7 protein-coding genes are annotated in these 19,618 nt (G+C 39.3%); all 7 read left to right on the top strand.

The window, feature by feature from the left end; genetic code table 11:
- Positions 1 to 73: 73 nt before the first annotated feature.
- The 7 genes from AC1DNH_RS15740 (at position 74) to AC1DNH_RS15770 (ending at position 19,282) form a co-directional block, all read left to right on the top strand.
- Positions 74 to 2,923 (top strand): hypothetical protein, encoded by a 2,850-nt coding sequence (locus AC1DNH_RS15740; protein ID WP_477579438.1) that lies wholly within the window; start codon positions 74 to 76, stop codon positions 2,921 to 2,923.
- A 366-nt stretch (positions 2,924 to 3,289) separates the two neighbouring features.
- Positions 3,290 to 4,681, top strand: coding sequence for an alpha-L-fucosidase (locus tag AC1DNH_RS15745; RefSeq protein ID WP_477579436.1), 1,392 nt, complete (start codon positions 3,290 to 3,292; stop codon positions 4,679 to 4,681).
- 182 nt (positions 4,682 to 4,863) lie between these two features.
- Positions 4,864 to 5,910: a hypothetical protein gene (locus tag AC1DNH_RS15750; protein WP_477610030.1), complete on the top strand. Its 1,047-nt coding sequence runs from the start codon at positions 4,864 to 4,866 to the stop codon at positions 5,908 to 5,910.
- Between the two features lie 154 nt (positions 5,911 to 6,064).
- Entirely contained in the window at positions 6,065 to 7,336 is a 1,272-nt protein-coding gene (locus AC1DNH_RS15755) for a glycoside hydrolase family 88 protein (RefSeq protein ID WP_477584500.1), read from the top strand.
- A 465-nt stretch (positions 7,337 to 7,801) separates the two neighbouring features.
- A complete protein-coding gene (locus AC1DNH_RS15760; protein ID WP_477584498.1) occupies positions 7,802 to 9,259 on the top strand; it encodes a sulfatase family protein in 1,458 nt (485 codons plus the stop codon).
- 861 nt (positions 9,260 to 10,120) lie between these two features.
- Entirely contained in the window at positions 10,121 to 14,761 is a 4,641-nt protein-coding gene (locus AC1DNH_RS15765; RefSeq protein ID WP_477625503.1) for a CBM96 family carbohydrate-binding protein, read from the top strand.
- A gap of 447 nt (positions 14,762 to 15,208) precedes the next feature.
- Positions 15,209 to 19,282 (top strand): hybrid sensor histidine kinase/response regulator transcription factor, encoded by a 4,074-nt coding sequence (locus AC1DNH_RS15770; protein ID WP_477625504.1) that lies wholly within the window; start codon positions 15,209 to 15,211, stop codon positions 19,280 to 19,282.
- The last annotated feature ends 336 nt before the right edge of the window (positions 19,283 to 19,618 follow it).

Consider the following 19,618-nt stretch of genomic DNA (forward strand, 5'->3'; position numbering starts at 1 on the left):
TGTTTTTAGGTAATTGATATACAAATTTGATGAATGTAGTCGAAAGATTATCAAAGATAAACCAAATAAAAAAATGAGAAAAATAATTAGCGTGGGTTTTATGATTTGGATAACACTACTGTTTACAACGGTAGGTCAAGTGTCTGCCCAGATAAATACTAAGGGACTTCCATTATACGATAAAAATGCATTGAAAATCAATGTAGATTGGCTGCTGGCTAACACCGCAAAAAAAGCAGCGATATACAGAACCACAGAAGGGAATTTAGCGTTTAGCAATGGCTTGCTTACCAGAACCTTTTCACTAACGCCAAATGCCGCTACCATAGGGCTTGATAATCTGACAACCAATGAATCTCTGCTTAGAGCTGTTGGACCCGAAGCTATGCTTTGGGTAAATGGATGCGAAATAAAGGTTGGAGGGTTAGCTGGCCAGCCCATTGGGAATTATTTGCTGAAAAAATGGATACCAGCGCTCAAGGCAGATCCTTACAGCATGAAAATGGTTTCCTATACCACTAATCCCATTCGCGAACGGTTTGAATGGAATCGGAAAACAAACTGGATGCCGAATCAGCCGGCGTGGCCACCAAAAGGAATGGAATTGACTTTTACGTATAAAGCAGATGCGGCGACTATAAATAATATAGCTAATGCCACTTCTTCTGATGTGCAACGAAAAGTGCTCTTTAAAGATGATTTTCTTGAAGTTTTGCCGCAATGGAAGATTGTGAGTGAAAAAGGAGCATCTTATAACAATGAAGGTAAGGCTGGCGAAATATTGGCACCACATAATGCTGTGTCTTATGCGGAGAAATCCATTCCGAAAGAAACACAGGTAATTATTTGCAAACTCAATAGCGGAACAGATGGCCTAGAGAATAAAAGTCCTTATAACCCTTACGGATTGGGGTTAGCACTGGTGTTCGCGGATGGCAAAACCAGTAAAATCTGTCTGCAGCCTTCAGCTAAACGAATGACAGTTAACCATAATGACCGGGGACTTCAATGGAGCGACTATCAACCAGGTAAGGATGTTTGGGTGAAAATTTTGTTTGTAGGGGATAAGATGATTTGCAGTAAATCTGAAGATGGCGAAACCTTTTCGGGAAATATGGAACTGGCATTAGCATCAATGCCTACACATCTTCGTGTTGGAAAAACAGATGCAAAAGGTGGGGGAAATGAAAATAGTAATAAAGGTGCCCTTGGACGAAGCAAAATAGATCGAGTAGTTATGCTTGGCGCACCTAATGTTCAAAGTGCCTCTCTTAATTTTCTTGCCGATCTTGAAGTACAAGTACATTATGAGATTTATGATGGCCTACCTTTGATGAGTAAGTGGGTAAGCATCAAAAACAATGGTAAAGAAGAAATACTGGTCAATAATGTGCAAAGCGAACACCTGGCTGCTACAGAAGTTGAAAGTGAACCATCGGGCCAAACCTGGAAATTGCCACCCATTTTTACAGAAACGGATTATGCATTCGGCGGCATGAATAATTCTGCTAATGCACAGGTTATCGCATGGCAACCTGATCCATCCTATACCACACAAGTAGATTATGGCTTAAGAAATCCTACTGTTTTAGAGTGTAAACCTCAAAAAGGTATTAATCAGGAATTGGCTTCAGGTAAGTTGTTTGAAGGTGTTCGGCTTTGGGAACTTCTTTTTGATAGTGAAGATCGTGAAAGAAGAGGTTTAGCGCAACGGAAACTGTACAGAACGATTGCACCGTGGACAACCGAAAATCCTACAATTATGCATGTGAGCAATTCTGATGATAAATCGGTTAAAGAAGCCATTGATCAGTGTGCCAAAGTGGGATTTGAAATGGTAATCATGACTTTTGGAAGTGGAGCAAACCTGGAAGATGGTTTGGCAGCTAACCTTGAGCGGATGAAAAATTTAGAAAGATATGCACAATCAAAAAATATTGCCTTGGGTGGATATTCATTGCTCGCCAGCAGATCCATAAGTAAAGAAACAGATGTGGTGATGCCTAAATCCGGCATGAGTCCAAAATTCAGTAAATCACCTTGTTTACAAAGCGCGTGGGGACAAGATTATTTTAAAAAACTGTATGCTTATTTTGAAACCACCGGTCAGGGCGTATTTGAACATGATGGTTCTTATCCGGGAGATATTTGTGCTTCAACAGATCATATTGGGCATAAAGGCTTGGAAGATTCACAATGGAAGCAATTTATAGAAATACGGGATTTCTATCGTTGGTGCCGTGGAAAAGGTATTTATTTAAATATACCCGATTGGTATTTCCTAAATGGTAGCTCTAAAACAGCAATGGGATATCGCGAGACAAACTGGTCGCTTCCAAGGGAATACCAGGAGATGATAGAACGCCAGAATATATATGATGGTACCTGGGAAAAAACGCCTTCAATGGGCTGGATGTTTGTTCCACTGGTACAATATCATGGCGGCGGACCAGCTGCCACCATTGAGCCTTTGAAAGAACATTTGCCACATTATGAGCAACGTTTGGCCAATCTTTTTGGTGCTGGGGTACAGGCTTGTTACCGCGGTCCACGGCTTTATGATAGCCCCGAAACAGAGGTGCTCGTTAAAAAATGGGTAGATTTTTATAAAAAACATAGAAGTGTGTTGGATGGTGATGTTATCCATATCCGTAGGGCCGATGGCAGAGATTACGATGCATTATTACACACTGATCCACTGGGTAAAGAAAAAGGCTTGTTGATGGTTTACAATCCTTTGGATGAGCCTATTACCAGGGAGATTGATATTGATCTTTATTATACCGGTTTGAAGAATCAGGCAATAATGAGTGAAAATGATGGAGTAGCACGAATATTAAACTTAAGGGGAACCAAAACTAAGTTAAAAGTAACCATTCCGGCAAAAAGCCAGAAATGGTTGGTGTTTAGTCAATCTAAATAATATGGGTAATATGAAATTATTTTCCTTAGTAAAGCTTGGGGTTTGCTGCATAACAGTTAAAGCTCAAGCTAATAAGAATAAAAAGCTAAATGTGGTAATCATCCTAACCGATAAGTGGAGAGGAACGGCCTTTAATAAACAGTGGATTTAGGGTATCCGGACAATCGATTATAAACTGGCCTATCAGAAAAAAGGGAAAAGTGTAACGGGTTATCTTTTTGTATTTAGAAAATGATCCGTTCGAACTTCACTATTTATACAGTAAAGACAGTGAGCAGGATAAGCTTCTTCGTCCAAAACTGGCACAATGGGTGGAAAAAGCGAATGATGATTTTGTGATAAAAATCCAATATAAAAACTTATTATATGAAACAATTTTTTAATATCAGTTTGTTCTTTCTTTTGCTGAGTGGAACTTTATTTGCACAACAGCCCGCTAATTATGCGACACACATGGATTGGTGGAAAGAGGCTAAGTTCGGTATGTTTGTGCATTGGGGCTTATATTCTGTTACAGCCGGCGATTGGAAGGGCAGACCTGCAAAAGGATATGAACATTTTATGCTGCACGAACGTATTCCACTTAAGGAGTATGCTAAAATAGCTGATGATTTTAATCCCACTAAATTTAATGCAGAAACTTGGGTTAAGGCCGCTAAGGCAGCTGGAATGAAGTATGTAGTGTTTACCAGTAAACATCATGACGGGTATGCCATGTATAACTCTAAGGCAAGTGATTATAATATTGTTAAAACTACAAAATGGGGTCGCGACCCAATAATGGAACTTGCTGCAGCATGTAAAAAATACGGAATGAAACTAGGGCTGTACTATTCGCTCGGACGCGACTGGGAAGATCCTGATGTGCCCACTAATTGGCCAGTAAAAGCAGGAAGGAGCAATACATGGGACTACCCGAATGAAGATGCTAAGGATTTGGCCAGGTATTTAGAGCGTAAAGTAAAACCCCAAATTAAAGAACTGTTAACGAATTACGGACCAATTGGCATTATTTGGTTTGATACCCCTGAGCTAATTAGTAAGCCACAGAGTGTTGAATTGGAGGCATTCATTAGAAAATTACAGCCCAATTGCATTATCAATAGCCGTATAGGCAATGGACTTGGAGATTACCTTGTATCTGAACAGCAGATCTCAGCCACAAAAATAACCAAGCCTTGGGAAGCTTGTATTACGATGAGCGGACATTGGAGTTACAACAAATATGATAACGCATGGAAATCTCCTGAATTGATTGTTAGGCAGTTGGTAGAAATTACCTGCAAAGGCGGAAACTTCTTGCTCAACGTAAACCCAGATGGAAAAGGAGAATTACCCACTCAATGTTTGGGGAATCTCAATGCGATAGGGCAATGGATGAGAACAAATCAAGAGGCGATCTATGGTACACAGCCATATACTATTTCCAATGAAGTAGTTTCTAAAACCACAAATGAAAAGCTAAAGAAAACTTCAGATTTAGTAGATACAGATAACGACAATACCATTAAAACAATTAATCCAGATATCTATTTTGCAAAAAAAGGTCATAGCATTTATATCTATGCATGTAGTTGGACAGCTCCAGATCTAACCATTAAAAGCTTGAAAGCAGGAATGGAGTCCATTAAGTCTATACAACTTTTGGGCGCTAAAAAACCTATAGTTTGGAAACAGAAAACGGATCACCTATATATCGCTGTGCCTAAAAAACTGCCAGTAGGAATACCTGTATATGTATTTAAAGTTACAATCTAGTGAAAAGAACAACAATTCTAGTTGCAATAGGCTTTAGTCTTACAGGGCGCAAAGATATGAATAATGCTAAAAGCAGATTAGTCACCCTTTTTAAACCAAATTTTGCCCCCTCATCGCAGTAAAGAAATTGAATATTTGTAATAAAGAATTACCTAAAAAAAGAATAAAATCAACTATCTGTTATGAAAAAACTCATCTTTCTATTATTCACCATTTCGTTTTTCAGCTGTAAAAAGGAAAGACCAACGCCACCCCTTCCAGATCCTGTAACAACAGTTGGGTATAATTTTGATAACGATAGCAATTCCAGTCTGATGTTCAAGGATGGTGAATCTATGGAACTCCTTACTTCCGAGGCCAGGCGTTATGAAATTGGCAAGGTACTGCGGGTAAAAGCTATAAATGCGACCACTATTGAAGTGGCGAATTTTGCACCTGTTGATATCGCAGATGCCACTATACTTTTAACCATACAGGGACAGTCAAAACCGGTAAAGCTGTTCAAGATCGGGAAAATCAGGGCACATGCTGCTCAACAGATCAAATATCCATTCATCGAAGGGGGAACGAAGTTTCTTGATGTCGATGGGGCGGAAATAGATCTTGCGCAATATAAAACCACTGGTATCCCAACAGACAAAGTATCGTTTGATTTTACCGGTGATTCAGATCTGATCAAAAAGCTGAAGAGTCTGTCTAAACTGAAATGGAAAATTAAATACCAAGATTTTGATGGCAATGATGATCCTAACAATAACTGGAAGGAAAATATTGATGCCAAGGATGTGCGCCGGTTCTCTGGGCTTATCATCAACCTGGCCTATCTGTTTCAGGCAGAACAAACCCAGACAGCATTTTTGGCTGAACCGATTACTGGTAACAATAAGGTAGCATTAACTGCGGAGCAAAAGCAGGAAGCATTTAAAAAGATAATAGATATACCAGAATTCAACTGCGGCGTAGTGGTAAATGTTTCCGGCCTGGGCGGTGGGTCGACCTTTGGCGTGGCTAACCATGTGTTAAGAGACTACCTGACCCTCGACATCTGTTTTGTTGCTGTACATGAGATCGGCCATATGGTGGGCTACTCACATGATTCGAGTATGACCTATCCAACCGCTGATAACAGGGGCGCTGTTGTGGCTACAGGGAATATATATAAGGGAATGATCGCAAAGAAAGATTTACCGATCACAACGGGCAATTATTACCTAAAGACAGATTTATAATGCATCGTATTTATGGCTTATTTCATCTGCATTTGCGGAGGGGGTAACGTATTGACCATTATCTATAAGCTTCGGGATCGGGAAGGGAAGACTTTCCGTATTTTCTGGCCAAAATGCCATGAGCTCAACTTAAAATTAAACAAACCAAATAAAAATGAAACAAACCTCTTTTAACATTAAGCACTATAGTTTTGTACTGGTATGTACGTTAACAATGATGGTCGTACTTTCAGCTTTTCTATGGCTTTCGCCAAAAAGTGAGTTGATAAAAGATGATTTTACCGTTGCCGAAAAACAGTATAGAGAACTGCTGAAAACCTCAACAGACTTAACCCGTTTTCCACGTACCATAAATCAAGACCGTTCTTTAAAAAGTACCGATATTAAGGATTGGACACAAGGCTTTTTTGCTGGAAATCTGTGGTATATTTATGAATATACTAAAAATCCGGAATGGAAAGCTGCAGCAACCAAATGGACAGAGGCCTTGGAGCAAGCACAATTTTTAACTCAACACCACGATATAGGATTTGTAATGTACTGCTCTTATGGCAATGCAATGAAGTTTGAGAAAGATCCCAAAAAATTGGATCAATACCGGAAAATCCTGATCCAATCAGCAGAGTCGGCTTTAACCCGTTTCGATCCTAAAGTAGGGCTGATCAAATCATGGAATGAAAAAAAATCGTGGGACAAGAAAACCACCTGGAAATATCCGGTTATTATTGATAATATGATGAACCTGGAGCTGCTTTGTTATGTATCTAAAATTACGGGTAACCCTAAGTATAAAAATGCGGCCATCAGCCATGCTTTAAATACGATGAAGAACCATTTTAGACCCGATTTTAGCACCTATCACGTGGTTGATTATAGTGCAAATGGTAAAGTATTGCACAGGCAGACCAATCAGGGCTATGCAGATAATTCTACATGGTCTAGAGGGCAGGGCTGGGCCATTTACGGCTTTACGATGATGTACAGAGAAACCAAAGATAAACGCTTTCTGGAAGCTGCACAAAAGGCAGCTGATTTTTACCTGAACAATCCAAACCTGCCAAAAGATAAAATTCCTAACTGGGACTTTAACGAGGGGCAGAAAGGCTTTACTCCAGATTGGGACTATGAGTCAAGAAAACTTTCTTATATCCCTCGCGATGCTTCTGCGGGCGCTCTTGTAGCCTCTGCCTTAATAGAGCTGAGTACTTTTTCTAAGGATAGCAAAAAGTATTTCAAACCCGCTGAACAAATGTTACAATCATTGTCTGATAGTACATATCTGGCTAAGCCGGGCAGCAATTCTGGTTTTATATTAAAACACTGTGTAGGTAGCTATCCACATAATTCTGAGATCGATGTTCCGTTGATATATGCTGACTATTATTTTATGGAAGCCTTATTGAGGTACCAAAAAATAAAAGAATAAGCACTTTAAGGCTGTTGTCTGGTATAAGCCCCAGAAACAGCCTTTTAAGCTAATTATTGCTACCTATAATCCTTAAATTGAGTAGCGTTAGGCTGCTGGAAGGAGGTAGATACAGACCATATTTTATGCTGTTTTTTAGCGGTGATATGCTATATTTTGAAAATAGCCCCGATTGTAGGATGATTGAATGGATACGTAGAAAAATAAACTTGTCGTGATGTGACAGGCTTTTGGGATAGTTATGGAGCCGTTGGATGGCGTGCTCCTAGACTTTTTATAACAAAACGATGGTTATCTCGCTATTTCTCCATTTATTAAAACTATGCATATTAGAAAATGTTCAGGCGTATGCATAAATTCATAAGACTTTAGTCGATGGCATTAAAGAATAGTATTGATCTTCTTATAGATTAGCTGAATGCGGAAACTGTAAAACACAGATTATTTAGTTTAAAGAAAAAGATAATGATAATAAAGAAAATATACATATTGTTTCAATTGCTAGGGCTGCTATTGGTCTTTCCATACCTAAGTTTTGCTCAGCGCAAAAAGCCGAATGTTGTCATCATTCTGGTTGACCAGTGGCGTGGTCAGGCACTAGGATATTTAGGCAAGGAAAAAGTAAAAACACCCAATATTGATGCATTTGCCAGAGAGAGTTTAACGGTTGGTCAAATGGTGGCCAACAATCCAGTCTGTTCGCCATCTAGGGCGATGCTGTTTACCGGGACTTATTCTTTTAAAAATAAGGTATATGCCAATGTCAACTCCGGGTCGGCTCCATATGGGGTGGAACTTCCACGCGAAATCGTATGCTGGTCTGACGTGTTAAAAGCAGGTGGATACGCCAATGGTTACATCGGTAAATGGCATTTAGATTCTCCGCACAAACCCTATATTCCTACCGCCAACAACACTGAGAAATTAGCCTGGAACGAATGGACACCTCCAGAAAAGAGACATGGTTTCGATTACTGGTATGCTTATGGTACATACGATTACCACTTGCGACCGATGTACTGGGATACTAAAGATCCCCGCGACAGCTTTCATTATGTAAACCAATGGGGGCCAGAGCATGAGGCAGATAAAGCCATAGATTTTTTTGACAATAAACAAAAGATAAGAAAAGAAAAGGCTCCTTTTTCGTTGGTCGTTTCCATCAATCCGCCACATTCGCCATATGATATGGTGCCAGAAAAATACACGGCCCTTTATCAAAATATCTCACTTGATTCGCTGCTGCATGATCCCAATATCCCACCTGCAGGCAGCCCAATGGGAGAGGAATACCGTAAAAACATCAAAAACTATTATGCAAATATGACCGGTGTTGATGATCAGATCGGACGTATAATCCGTTCCCTAAAGGATAAAAAGCTGCTGGAAAATACCATTGTTGTCATTACTGCCGATCATGGTAACTGTTTGGGCAAACATGATGAAGTTTCAAAGAATAATATTTACGAAGAATCACTGCGTGTTCCTTTTATTATCTACTGGAAAGGGAAAATTATGCCAGGCATCGATAATAAGCTCCTGTTAAGTATGCCTGATGTTTATCCAACACTGCTTGACTTAACAGGTAACAAAAATTCAATTCCAAACACTGTTGACGGAAAAAGTTATGCTTCCTATTTGCTGAACAGGAAGGGCAGCATACCCACAGAACAATTTATTATGGGCGGTATTGCCTATAGTAAACCAAATAGTTCCGGCTTCAGGGGGCTACGCACTGACCGCTATAAACTCGCCTATGAGAGAAAAGGGGATCATGTAATTGGCTATTTGTTTGATTTAAAGAATGATCCTTTTGAGCTTGATAATCAATATGATAGAAATAGCGAACAGGTTAAAAAACTTCGTCCAAAACTTCAGGAGTGGCTACAGAAAACAAATGATGGGTTTGTGTTGGCCAACTAACCAGCCGGATGAACATCGGTTTAACTTTAGCACAGGATCGTTTTTGTTAATAACCTGAGTTCGATTATTAAATTGTAAAAATAACTATCAGACAAGGTTTATTCCTAATCTTATCGTCATGCTGAACTTGTTTCAGCATCTTTTTTGGCGGGAAAGACCCTGAAATAAATTCTGGATGACGACCGACTTAACAGAAAACTTGATTAAAACGTCGCAAAGTGAGATTTAATAATCGAACTCAGGTTAATAGTCTATTAATTCAAACGCCACTGCCTTTAGTGTGATTTAGGGAAATTATAATTGATGTATCGATATATGAACTAAACACATGGTGAGTGTTGCCCAGGTATAGGGTTTATATGTACAGTTGGAAATCTGTTTCTCTGGATGCAATTGATAAAGAAACTAAGCAGGGTAGCAGTCAGTTCGCTTTGGCTGCTATTTTATTTTAAGTGCTGTTGTTTGTATTGGTGTCTTCATAAAACAGGAATGATTTAAGCACTATGCACACTTCGGTTTAATTTAAAACAGAATCCTGAAAAATAGTATTTTCAATATCTCGGTGATCAGAAAGAGAGCTTCTGTTGCAGTAAAGATAGAGCCATGATGCTTCAATATACAAGTAGGTTGATCTTCACCCCCAATCTAACCGATTCGTGCCCCCTGTTTTGAAATAGAAACCCAATATTTGATATAACGGGATTGYACAGCCTTGAGCAAATAAGCTACGTGACGCAGCTTTCCTTTATGAACTAACCAAACTAACCAATAAACAAACAAAGAGAAATCTAAAGAACGCAGATCAATACTATCGAGTAGCCTCTTAATCATCCTTATTTTCTAACCAATAAACCAAAATGTATGAGACTAAAAACTACTTTTCTATTACTGCTGGTAATTTGTAGCTTTTCGGGCAAACTTCTTGCTACAGATTACTATACCGCCTCGCCCTCTGCTACCTTAGCGGGGAATAGCGGTGCAGTTAACGCCAACTGGACCACCAATCCGGATGGACTTACCGGTTTAACCACAGCCACTATAGTTGCAACTGATAACCTTATTATTTTGAATGGAGGTATAGCCACTATTACCTCAGGAATGAGTATTGGAGCCTTAACTATTAATACTGGAGGGAAAATTATCCATAACAATAATGCTTCTGCCAGTACATTTAACATTAATGGTATTCTTACCTGGAATGGCATTATAAAAACGTTACAAGCAGCCTCAGGAAGTAATTTTTTTAACACCAATGGAGACGTTGTTGGCACCACAGGCATACACGACTACAGTAGCAATAGGGGGATCTACTTAGGGGGTACAGCAAAAACGATTAACTTAATTCAGTCTCCAGGAACTGGCACCATGCCAAACAATCTTTCCTTCGGTCTACTACTTAAAACAAACCATGCATTATCAGGGAATTGCAAGTTGTATGACCCAATTTTATACAACCAACCCTCTACACTTGATCTTGCGGGCTATAATCTACAGGTATCTGCTCTTAAACAAGGGGCTGCAAGTAATTTAATAAAAGGCAATACCGCTTCTAACCTTACCATTTCTGGAAGTACAGGTACAACAACCAGTGCAAGTGTAATTAATTTTGATCCTACAGCGGCAGTGCTTAATGGTTTTAATATTGATAATGCTTACAATGCTTCTGCAGCGCAGACAAGCGTCACTATAAACGGAAATCTTACGGTAAATTCATTGAATTTTGGCACTACCACTGGAGATAACGGAACGAGAATTCTACAAGTAAACGGTAATTTTACATTGAACAACAGTGGCTCTATGCGTGTACAAACTAAAGGAGCAACAACACCAGGAACTAATTATGATCAATTATCAGCAACGGGAAATGTTACCATAGGAACCTCAACAACGCTGAAGGTTGATTACACTAATTCATATACCCCTCAAGCTGGCGCACAGTTCAGTTTTGTACAATTAACTACAGGAACTATTACGGGAAGCTTTGGAACCGTTCAAAATCCGAGTGGCTATACCGCTTCTGTTAGCTACCCTGCCGGAAAAGTACAGTATCAGGTATTAACATCTCCACCACCAACACCAGCCTGCTCTTACACGCCAAATCCTGATTTACCTTTAGTGGCATCAAATGCAACGATAGAAGCAGAGATAGAAACCATATATCAGCGTTTTTCTGACTCTTATTTAGGCACAACCGAACCAACCACTACAGCACTTGCTGCGGCCGTAACTAGTTATAATGCACTTAATATTGTGGTAAACGGATATAATATCACTGGAAATATTACCAGCTATGGTCAAACGACGTTTCTAAAAACTTTTGCCCAACAACTCAAATTTCATCCCGAGGATACTGACACCTATACCAAAGCCCTTAACACGGTGTGGTTGGTATCAGACCTCGTATGTAAAGGAACATTGGCTTTAGACTATAATCAATATTCTTATAGAGATTTTGCAAAACCAGCAATACTAATACCCAGCATTAAAGACAACTCGTATGTAAAAAGCTTGTTCGAAAATGTACTGTATCAACAGAATAATTTCGACTATATATGGAATCCTACAGTTTCTGGCATTAATGTAGACCATGTTGGAAACTCAGGAGTTGTTACCATGGCCTATGTAAAATGGATTGACGCTGCCGATGAACGTTTTCGTTATATGACTGCTTTCAAGCGTGAAATGGAAGCATTTGCCGCCTATTCAGAAGGGACTAAGGACGGGTTAAAGCCAGACGGTTCAGGATTTCATCACTGGGCAGCCTATCCATCATATATGTATGATTTAAGCTATGCAACGAGTATTTTTTCATGTTTACGGCAAACTTCCTTTGAGATAAGCGGTGCAGGTTATCTTCGTTTTAGAGATGCACTTATGGCACAACTTATGTTTACCAATGATGCAACTACGAGATTCTTAACTATGACAGGAAGAAAACCCGAAGAAGTAGCTACTACCATTAGTAGATACGATTTCCGTAGTATGGCATTGACAGGAGGAAGTATCTTAGGTACAGGGGCCTCAGATCCGGTTATGGCTAACATTTACACTCGTTTATGGGGTACTTATGCAGCATTTGGTGACAACACTATAGCACCTTACAACGAAGGTTATTTCCAGTTCAATCATAGTATGGCGGGCATTTATCGTAAAAACAATTGGCTGGTGGTATGTAAAGGATTCAATGACAATATGTTTGGCACAGAAACTTATCCAGATGCCAACCGTTTCGGCCGTTATCAAAGTTATGGCGCCATTAATATCGTTTATCCTGGAGATGCCCCAACTGGAAATGGATTTGACTATACAACCTGGAATTGGAATTACAATCCGGGAACTACGGTTATCCGACTTCCATGGGATAAGCTTCATGCCGAAAAAAGCAATCTGGATGAAAGACAACAGAAAAAGTTTGCAGGTTCTTTAAGTTTTGTAAATAAAAACAGTAATTACCTAAAAGCGATTCATGGCACCTATGGTATGTTTGCCATGGATTTTCAGGAAGCAACTGGAAGAGGATGGGGAACAACCTATTCTTCGGAAAACCATAACCCGACATTTGTTTTCAAAAAATCTGTTTTTGCGTTTGACAATATGTTGATTTGCCTTGGTTCTAATATTGGCAACAATGATGCAACAAATACTACATTAACAACCTTGTATCAACGTAAAGCAATAACTGGTAAAGACCAGGTAAATGTAGACGGTAATTTATTGCAAACAAGTACTTACAACAACAGCTATACAGATAATAATAACCACTGGCTTGTTGATAATTTCGGTACCGGCTTTTATGTTTTTGCGGGAAGTGGTACGATCAAACTGACAAGAGCTGATCAACAAACACCACAGCACACAATTCCAATAGCCAGCCAAAATGTTGCCAATAATCCGATAGGAAACTATGCCATAGGTTATATCGATCATGGAACTGCTCCATCAAATCAAGGCTACGAATACATTTGCATGCCTCAGGCCACCACCACAGACATGACTAATTTAGACAGCCAAGTAGGTGCCGGCAACAAACCTTATACCGTACATCGTAAAGATAATGTTGCCCACATCGTAGAATACAAACCAACAAATGGAAGCCCTATTTTTGGATATGCTTTTTTTGCTGCCCTTTCAGGAATAAACAATACGGGATTATTAACTGGTGCTGACTATCCTTGTTTAACAATGTCGCAATATGATTCGGTACAGAAAACCCTTAAAATAGCAGTAAATAATCCTGATTTGGGATTTGCCTATAGAGAATATACTCCATCTATAAGCAAACAGATAAACATTACCATAAAAGGAACAAACTGGCAAATTTCCCAGCCCAATGCTAATGCTAACATAACAGGTACGGCAAATGGAGAAACTACAATTCAATTCACAACCGTGGATGGGTTACCAGTAGAAATTACATTGGCTCGTGTTTTAACCCCACAAACCATTACCTTTAATGCAATGCCAACAAAAAACATGGGCGATCCGGCATTTAATTTAACAGCAACTGCCTCATCTGGTCTCGCTGTTAATTATACCAGTTCCAATACTGATGTAGCTACAATAAGTGGCAGTACGGTGACCATTGTTGGCGAAGGTTCAAGCACAATTACGGCTTCGCAGGCAGGTAATGATATTTATGAAGCAGCCACGCCGGTAGAACAGACCCTAAAAGTTAACTCAGTGGTCGGCGCTCTGGCAGATGCTTATGTAAGAGATGGTAGCTATGCTGCTTCCAATTTTGGAACAGCAACTACATTAACGGTAAAAAAGGACGGTACCTCATATAGCAGGGAAGTATATTTAAAGTTTGACCTAAATGCAGCAAATAGTTTTGATAATGCTAAACTGAGGTTAAATATTGCTTCAGCTGGTACCAGCGTAGCAGCTACTACTTGGCAGGTGTACTATGTGCCTACAGATAGCTGGACGGAAACAGGTATTAACTGGAATAACAAACCCGCTTCCACTACGTTGTTGGCAACCATTAATGGTCAAAGTTCTGGATGGGCCGAATGGAATATTACGAACCAGGCGTTAGCAGAATTTTCGGGAGATAAAACATTGTCGCTTCGCATCGTTTCAACAGTTGTAAATGGTTCGTCAGATGCTTCGTTTAACTCAAGGGAAGTTACCAGTACAACACTTCGCCCGCAGCTTCTGTTAACACCAGCAGCGGGCGCACCTCAGGGCTTATCGATGTCTGTAATGCCATCAGGAATAAAGAACAGTGTGATTAACAACGAAACAGTACCTGAGCATAAAGATATAAAAGTGCAGGCATACCCCAATCCTGTAGAAAGGGTACTCCATGTAAATCTCACTGGGTATAACGGTGCTCAGGAAGCGCGGCTGTTCGATATATTTGGCCGAACTTTACAGCGTGGGAGACTTATCAATGACAGTGTTGACTTTGATGTATCTGGATTGAGCGCAGGTTTATATGTAGTGAGAATATATGGCAACAATAAATCGATAGCTACAGTGAAAATAGTGAAGATATAAAGTATACTTAGTAGATCTTGTCCCGTAGGGTTAACCCGACAAGATCCGAACACCAAGTTATAACCAGCAAAGATTAATAGGTGCTTTTGCAATTGAATAAAAACAAGAGCTGCATTCATACTCTATGAATGCAGCTCTTTGTATTTAGTGCTCCTGGGAAGACTATTAACGAACTTTTTTAATTGATTACTTGAAGCTAATTGCAGATTTGAAGATTCCGAAATGATCTGTTTGTGTAAAAAAAGGACGAGGCGACATAGCTTACCGGTCAGGCTTGATTGGAAGAATTGCAAAAATGATATTATTTAATCTATTTAGGTGAAAAATTATAGTAGTTTGAACTGATTTGTAAACCTGTAGAGAATGATGTATATTGTTTCAAATCTGTATTTATCATTTCCAATCATCCCAATGAAGAGCCCTTTTAACACATTAATGATCGCTAGCATGATATTGCTATGTTCTTTTAATGAAGCTTTTGCGCAGCTTTCTTTTGATCATTTGTCGGTAAACAATGGACTTTCACAGAGTACGGTTCAATCCATCTGCAAAGACAGCAGGGGCTATATGTGGTTTGGTACACGCGATTGCTTAAACAGATATAATGGTAAGGCGATTAAAATTTACAGAACAAGTTCCGATAATAGTTCTATTAGTTCCGATGATTACATATTCGCACTGAAAGAGGATCATGAAAAAAATCTTTGGATTGGAACACAAAATGGGCTAAACCGCTATATCGCTGAAAAAGATGCTTTTGAACGCATCATCTACAATGAAAAGGATAAGAATTCGATAAGCAATAAAAGCATTAATTGCATCTCAGAAGATAGAAAGGGAAGATTATGGTTTGCTACGGGTAATGGGCTCAGTATGTTGGTAAAACCCTCTTCCAGAAAATTTATCAATTTTTATCAAAAAGATGGTCTTGCTGGCAATGCTGTATATGCCGTTTTTGAAGATAGTAAAGGTATACTATGGGTAGGTACCACCAATGGTTTGAGTATGATGAAATCAGAGAAGGGCAGATTCAAAATTACTTCTTTTAATCATCGCCCCGAGGATCAGAAAAGTCTTAGTGATAATTTCGTTAAAACCATTGTAGAAGATCGTAAAGGCAGGATCTGGATTGGAACGGAAAAAGGCGGATTAAATCTTTTTGTTCCCGAATCAGGCTCATTTGTTCGGTTTAAATACGATGCCCTAAATCCAAAAGGATTGAGCAACAACAGTATCCGAAAGCTTATGCTCGATAATAATGGCAATATATGGGTGGCAACAATGAACGGCCTCAATATTTTGAACGCTGAAACGCTCAATTTTACAGTCTACAAGCATGATCCGGATAACAGAAAAAGTTTGAGTGATAACTCTATCAAAGAAATCTATAAAGACGAACAAGGGTCTATATGGTTAGGTACTATGTTTGGGGGGATAAATGTTAACCACCACAATAGCATTACTTTTGACGTATATAAGTATAATAAATATAGAAATAGCATCAGCGGTGATATTATCAGTGCAATAGAGGCTGATGACCAGGGGAATCTGTGGGTAGGTACAGAAGGGCAGGGACTGAACTGTTATAATGTGAAAACGGGTCTTTTTAAAAATTATGTGAATGATCCTTTTGATCCGAGCAGTTTAAGCCATAATACCGTCAAAGCTATTTTTAAAGATGGCCAGGGTAGGATCTGGGTTGGTTTATATGAAGGTGGTTTAGAACTTTTTGTTCCGGCCACGGGTAAGTTTAAACATTATCCTCCAAATCCTAAAAACCCAAATGCACTGAGTTATGGATACATATCAAGTATATCAGCAGATGATCAGGGACGATTGCTGCTCGGTACTTCATCCCAAGGATTGGATGTTTTTGATCCCCAAAAACAAATATTTACACATATCACCGACCTACCAGGAAAAGGTTTAAGGATTAGCAGTAATTACATTAGGTTCGTATATCAGGATTCAAAAAGGAACTTATGGGTCGGTACAATCAGCGGACTTAGCTTGTTGAGCCCTGGAGCTAAACAATTTAAGATATTCAGAAAAAAAGCCAAAAATAAAGACAGTCTTCAATCTAATCTGATTACCTGTATAAGAGAAAGCCGTCAGGGGAAAATCTGGATCGGAACGATGCGCGGAGGCTTGAGCTTATACCATCCTGAAACCGCTTCGTTTACTACTTATAATAAACAGAATGGTCTGCCCAGCAATAACATTACCAATCTATTAGACGATAATGAGGGTAACCTGTGGATAAGCAGCGACAGGGGACTTACCAAACTTGACCCACGACGGAGAAGCTTTAAAAACTACAATACAAGCGATGGTCTGCCTTCCAGTGAGTTCAATGTAAACTCCGCTTATAAGGACAAAAATGGCAAGTTATACTTTGGGAGTTTTAACGGACTGGTAGCCTTTACGCCAAGAGATATTAAGGAGAATACCGTTGTGCCAAAAACAGTATTCTCGGGCTTGAAACTATTTAACAAGCCGGTGCATATTGGAGGCTCCGATCAACTGTTGAATGAAGATATCAGTTTTACCAAATCCATCACGTTTTCTGCCGGTCAGAATATTTTTACCGTCGATTTTGTAACCTTAAATTACATCCAGCCCCAGCGTAATAAATACGCATACAAATTAGAAAACTTTGAAAAGGATTGGAATTATGTTAATATTCCATCTGCTACCTATACCAATCTGCCTTCTGGAAAGTATAGGCTATTGGTAAAAGGAAGCAATAACGATGGCCTTTGGAACAAAAATCCAACAGTATTGGAAATTCGGATACTGCCTCCGCTATGGCAAACCTGGTGGGCCTACCTGTTGTATTTTACAATAGCAGGTCTATCCTTGTATTTTGTACTCCGGTTTACCAGAAGACAGCAGAGATTAGAATCGAAACTCTATTACGAACAGCTGCATAGCGAGCAACAGCAGGAGCTTTTCCAGATGAAACTCGATTTTTTTACCAGGATTTCGCACGAGATCCGCACGCCATTGACCTTGATTTTCGCTCCTCTGGAAAAGCTGATCAAACTGACGCAAGAGAACAGTACAGTTAACCATTCGCTGGTCGGCATCAGAAGAAATACTGATCGGTTGTTGCGGTTAATAAGCGAACTACTTGATTTCAGGAAAATAGAAAGCGGACATGTTAATCTACACGTTTCTAAAAATGATCTGGTTGCTTTTAGCCATAATATCTACCGTTCCTATCTGAGCTTGGCAGAACTCAAAAACATCGATTATCAATTCAACAGTAAACAGGAAGAAGTTTTGATATATTTTGATGCTGGCCAAATGGAGAAGGTGTTTTACAATATCCTTTCCAATGCTTTTAAATATACACCTAATGGCGGAAAAATAATCTTCACGATTGCAGAACATGATGGGCAAGCTAAAGTCACGATAACCGATAACGGCATTGGTATTCCATTAGATGTGCAGGATAAAGTGTTTACCAATTTTTATCAGGTAAAATCAAGTGGTGTTATGGCCGAAGGCTGGGGAATAGGGCTTGCCCTTGTTAAAGATATAGTGGACCTGCACAAAGGGCAGATCTCCGTTTCAAGTGAGCCAGCTGTTGAAGGGAAAAATGGTAAGACCAGTTTAACGATCTTGCTCCGTTCTGGAAAAGAACATTTTTCAGCGGAAGAGCTGTTAGCAGGCGATAGTGCGCTAAAAATATTGGAAGATGTGCCCGGACAGCTAGCAGAAAGGCTTTCGGGTGAAGATGCTGAGGCGATTGTTGAGAAAAAATATACGGTACTTGTTGTGGAGGATAATGATGAATTAAGGGGGTTTATTGTACAGTCGCTAAAAGCTACCTATCATATCCTCGAAAGTATTGATGGATTAAAGGGCTGGGAAGCTGCTATTGAACATGTTCCTGATATTATAGTGAGTGATGTAACAATGCCAGAACTGAGCGGACTGGAACTCTGTATGAGAATAAAGCAGGAGGAGCGGACGAACCATATTCCGGTAATTATGCTCACCGCAATGGCTTCTCACTTGCACCAGGTTAACGGACTTGAAGCAGGGGCTGATGTTTATATTACAAAACCTTTCAGTATTCAGGTACTTGAATTAAATATACGCAACCTTTTACAGGGACGGGAGGAATTGAAACAGAAATACACCAGGCAGATTATGCTTACGCCACGAAAATTGGATGTAGAATCGCCAGATGAAAAGTTTCTGAACAAACTCATGCAGCTGGTGGAAGACAATATGGAAAATGTAGATTTTAACGTAGGCATGTTAGTTGATGGAATTGGGATGAGCCAAACGGTTTTGTATAAAAAAATAAAATCACTTACCGATCTCTCTATAGCTGATTTTATCAAATTGCAGCGGTTAAAAAGAGCAGCTCAGTTATTGGATGAAAAGAAACTCCGTATTGCAGAGGTCGCCTATGCTGTTGGTTTTAACGATAGAAAGTATTTTAGTAAGGAGTTTCGCAAACAGTTTGGCGTTGCCCCCTCAGATTATCTAGAAAAAACACCTTAAGTAACCATGGTTGAAAGAAAATTTAACCGTTTTTAATGTTTTGCAACAGGTCGATATAGTTGTATCTAATGTATAGCATAAGATGTATGTTGTCGGAGTTTATCTGACATGTGGTTTAAGGCGTAATAACCGATTGATCACTAAAATCTTTTTACAAAAGTCCTCATCCAGATTCGGTCTCTGCCATTACATTTAATAATTCGGGAAATATAAATTTTTAATGCCTTCAAGGAAGGGAAATAGAGGTTTAATGATGGTTCACTAAACTCCCTTGAACTTTTTATTCAAAGATTTATTAGACTTTTCAGCCTAATTTCAAACACCAAAATTTTTTTC

Source organism: Pedobacter sp. 01N310 (assembly GCF_056399805.1).

Bases quoted from the DNA above. Each gene is read 5' to 3' on its own strand.
- AC1DNH_RS15740 (WP_477579438.1), top strand. From the start codon at position 74: ATGAGAAAAATAATTAGCGTGGGTTTTATGATTTGGATAACACTACTG.
- AC1DNH_RS15745 (WP_477579436.1), top strand. From the start codon at position 3,290: ATGAAACAATTTTTTAATATCAGTTTGTTCTTTCTTTTGCTGAGTGGA.
- AC1DNH_RS15765 (WP_477625503.1), top strand. From the start codon at position 10,121: ATGAGACTAAAAACTACTTTTCTATTACTGCTGGTAATTTGTAGCTTT.
- AC1DNH_RS15755 (WP_477584500.1), top strand. From the start codon at position 6,065: ATGAAACAAACCTCTTTTAACATTAAGCACTATAGTTTTGTACTGGTA.
- AC1DNH_RS15770 (WP_477625504.1), top strand. From the start codon at position 15,209: ATGATATTGCTATGTTCTTTTAATGAAGCTTTTGCGCAGCTTTCTTTT.
- AC1DNH_RS15760 (WP_477584498.1), top strand. From the start codon at position 7,802: ATGATAATAAAGAAAATATACATATTGTTTCAATTGCTAGGGCTGCTA.
- AC1DNH_RS15750 (WP_477610030.1), top strand. From the start codon at position 4,864: ATGAAAAAACTCATCTTTCTATTATTCACCATTTCGTTTTTCAGCTGT.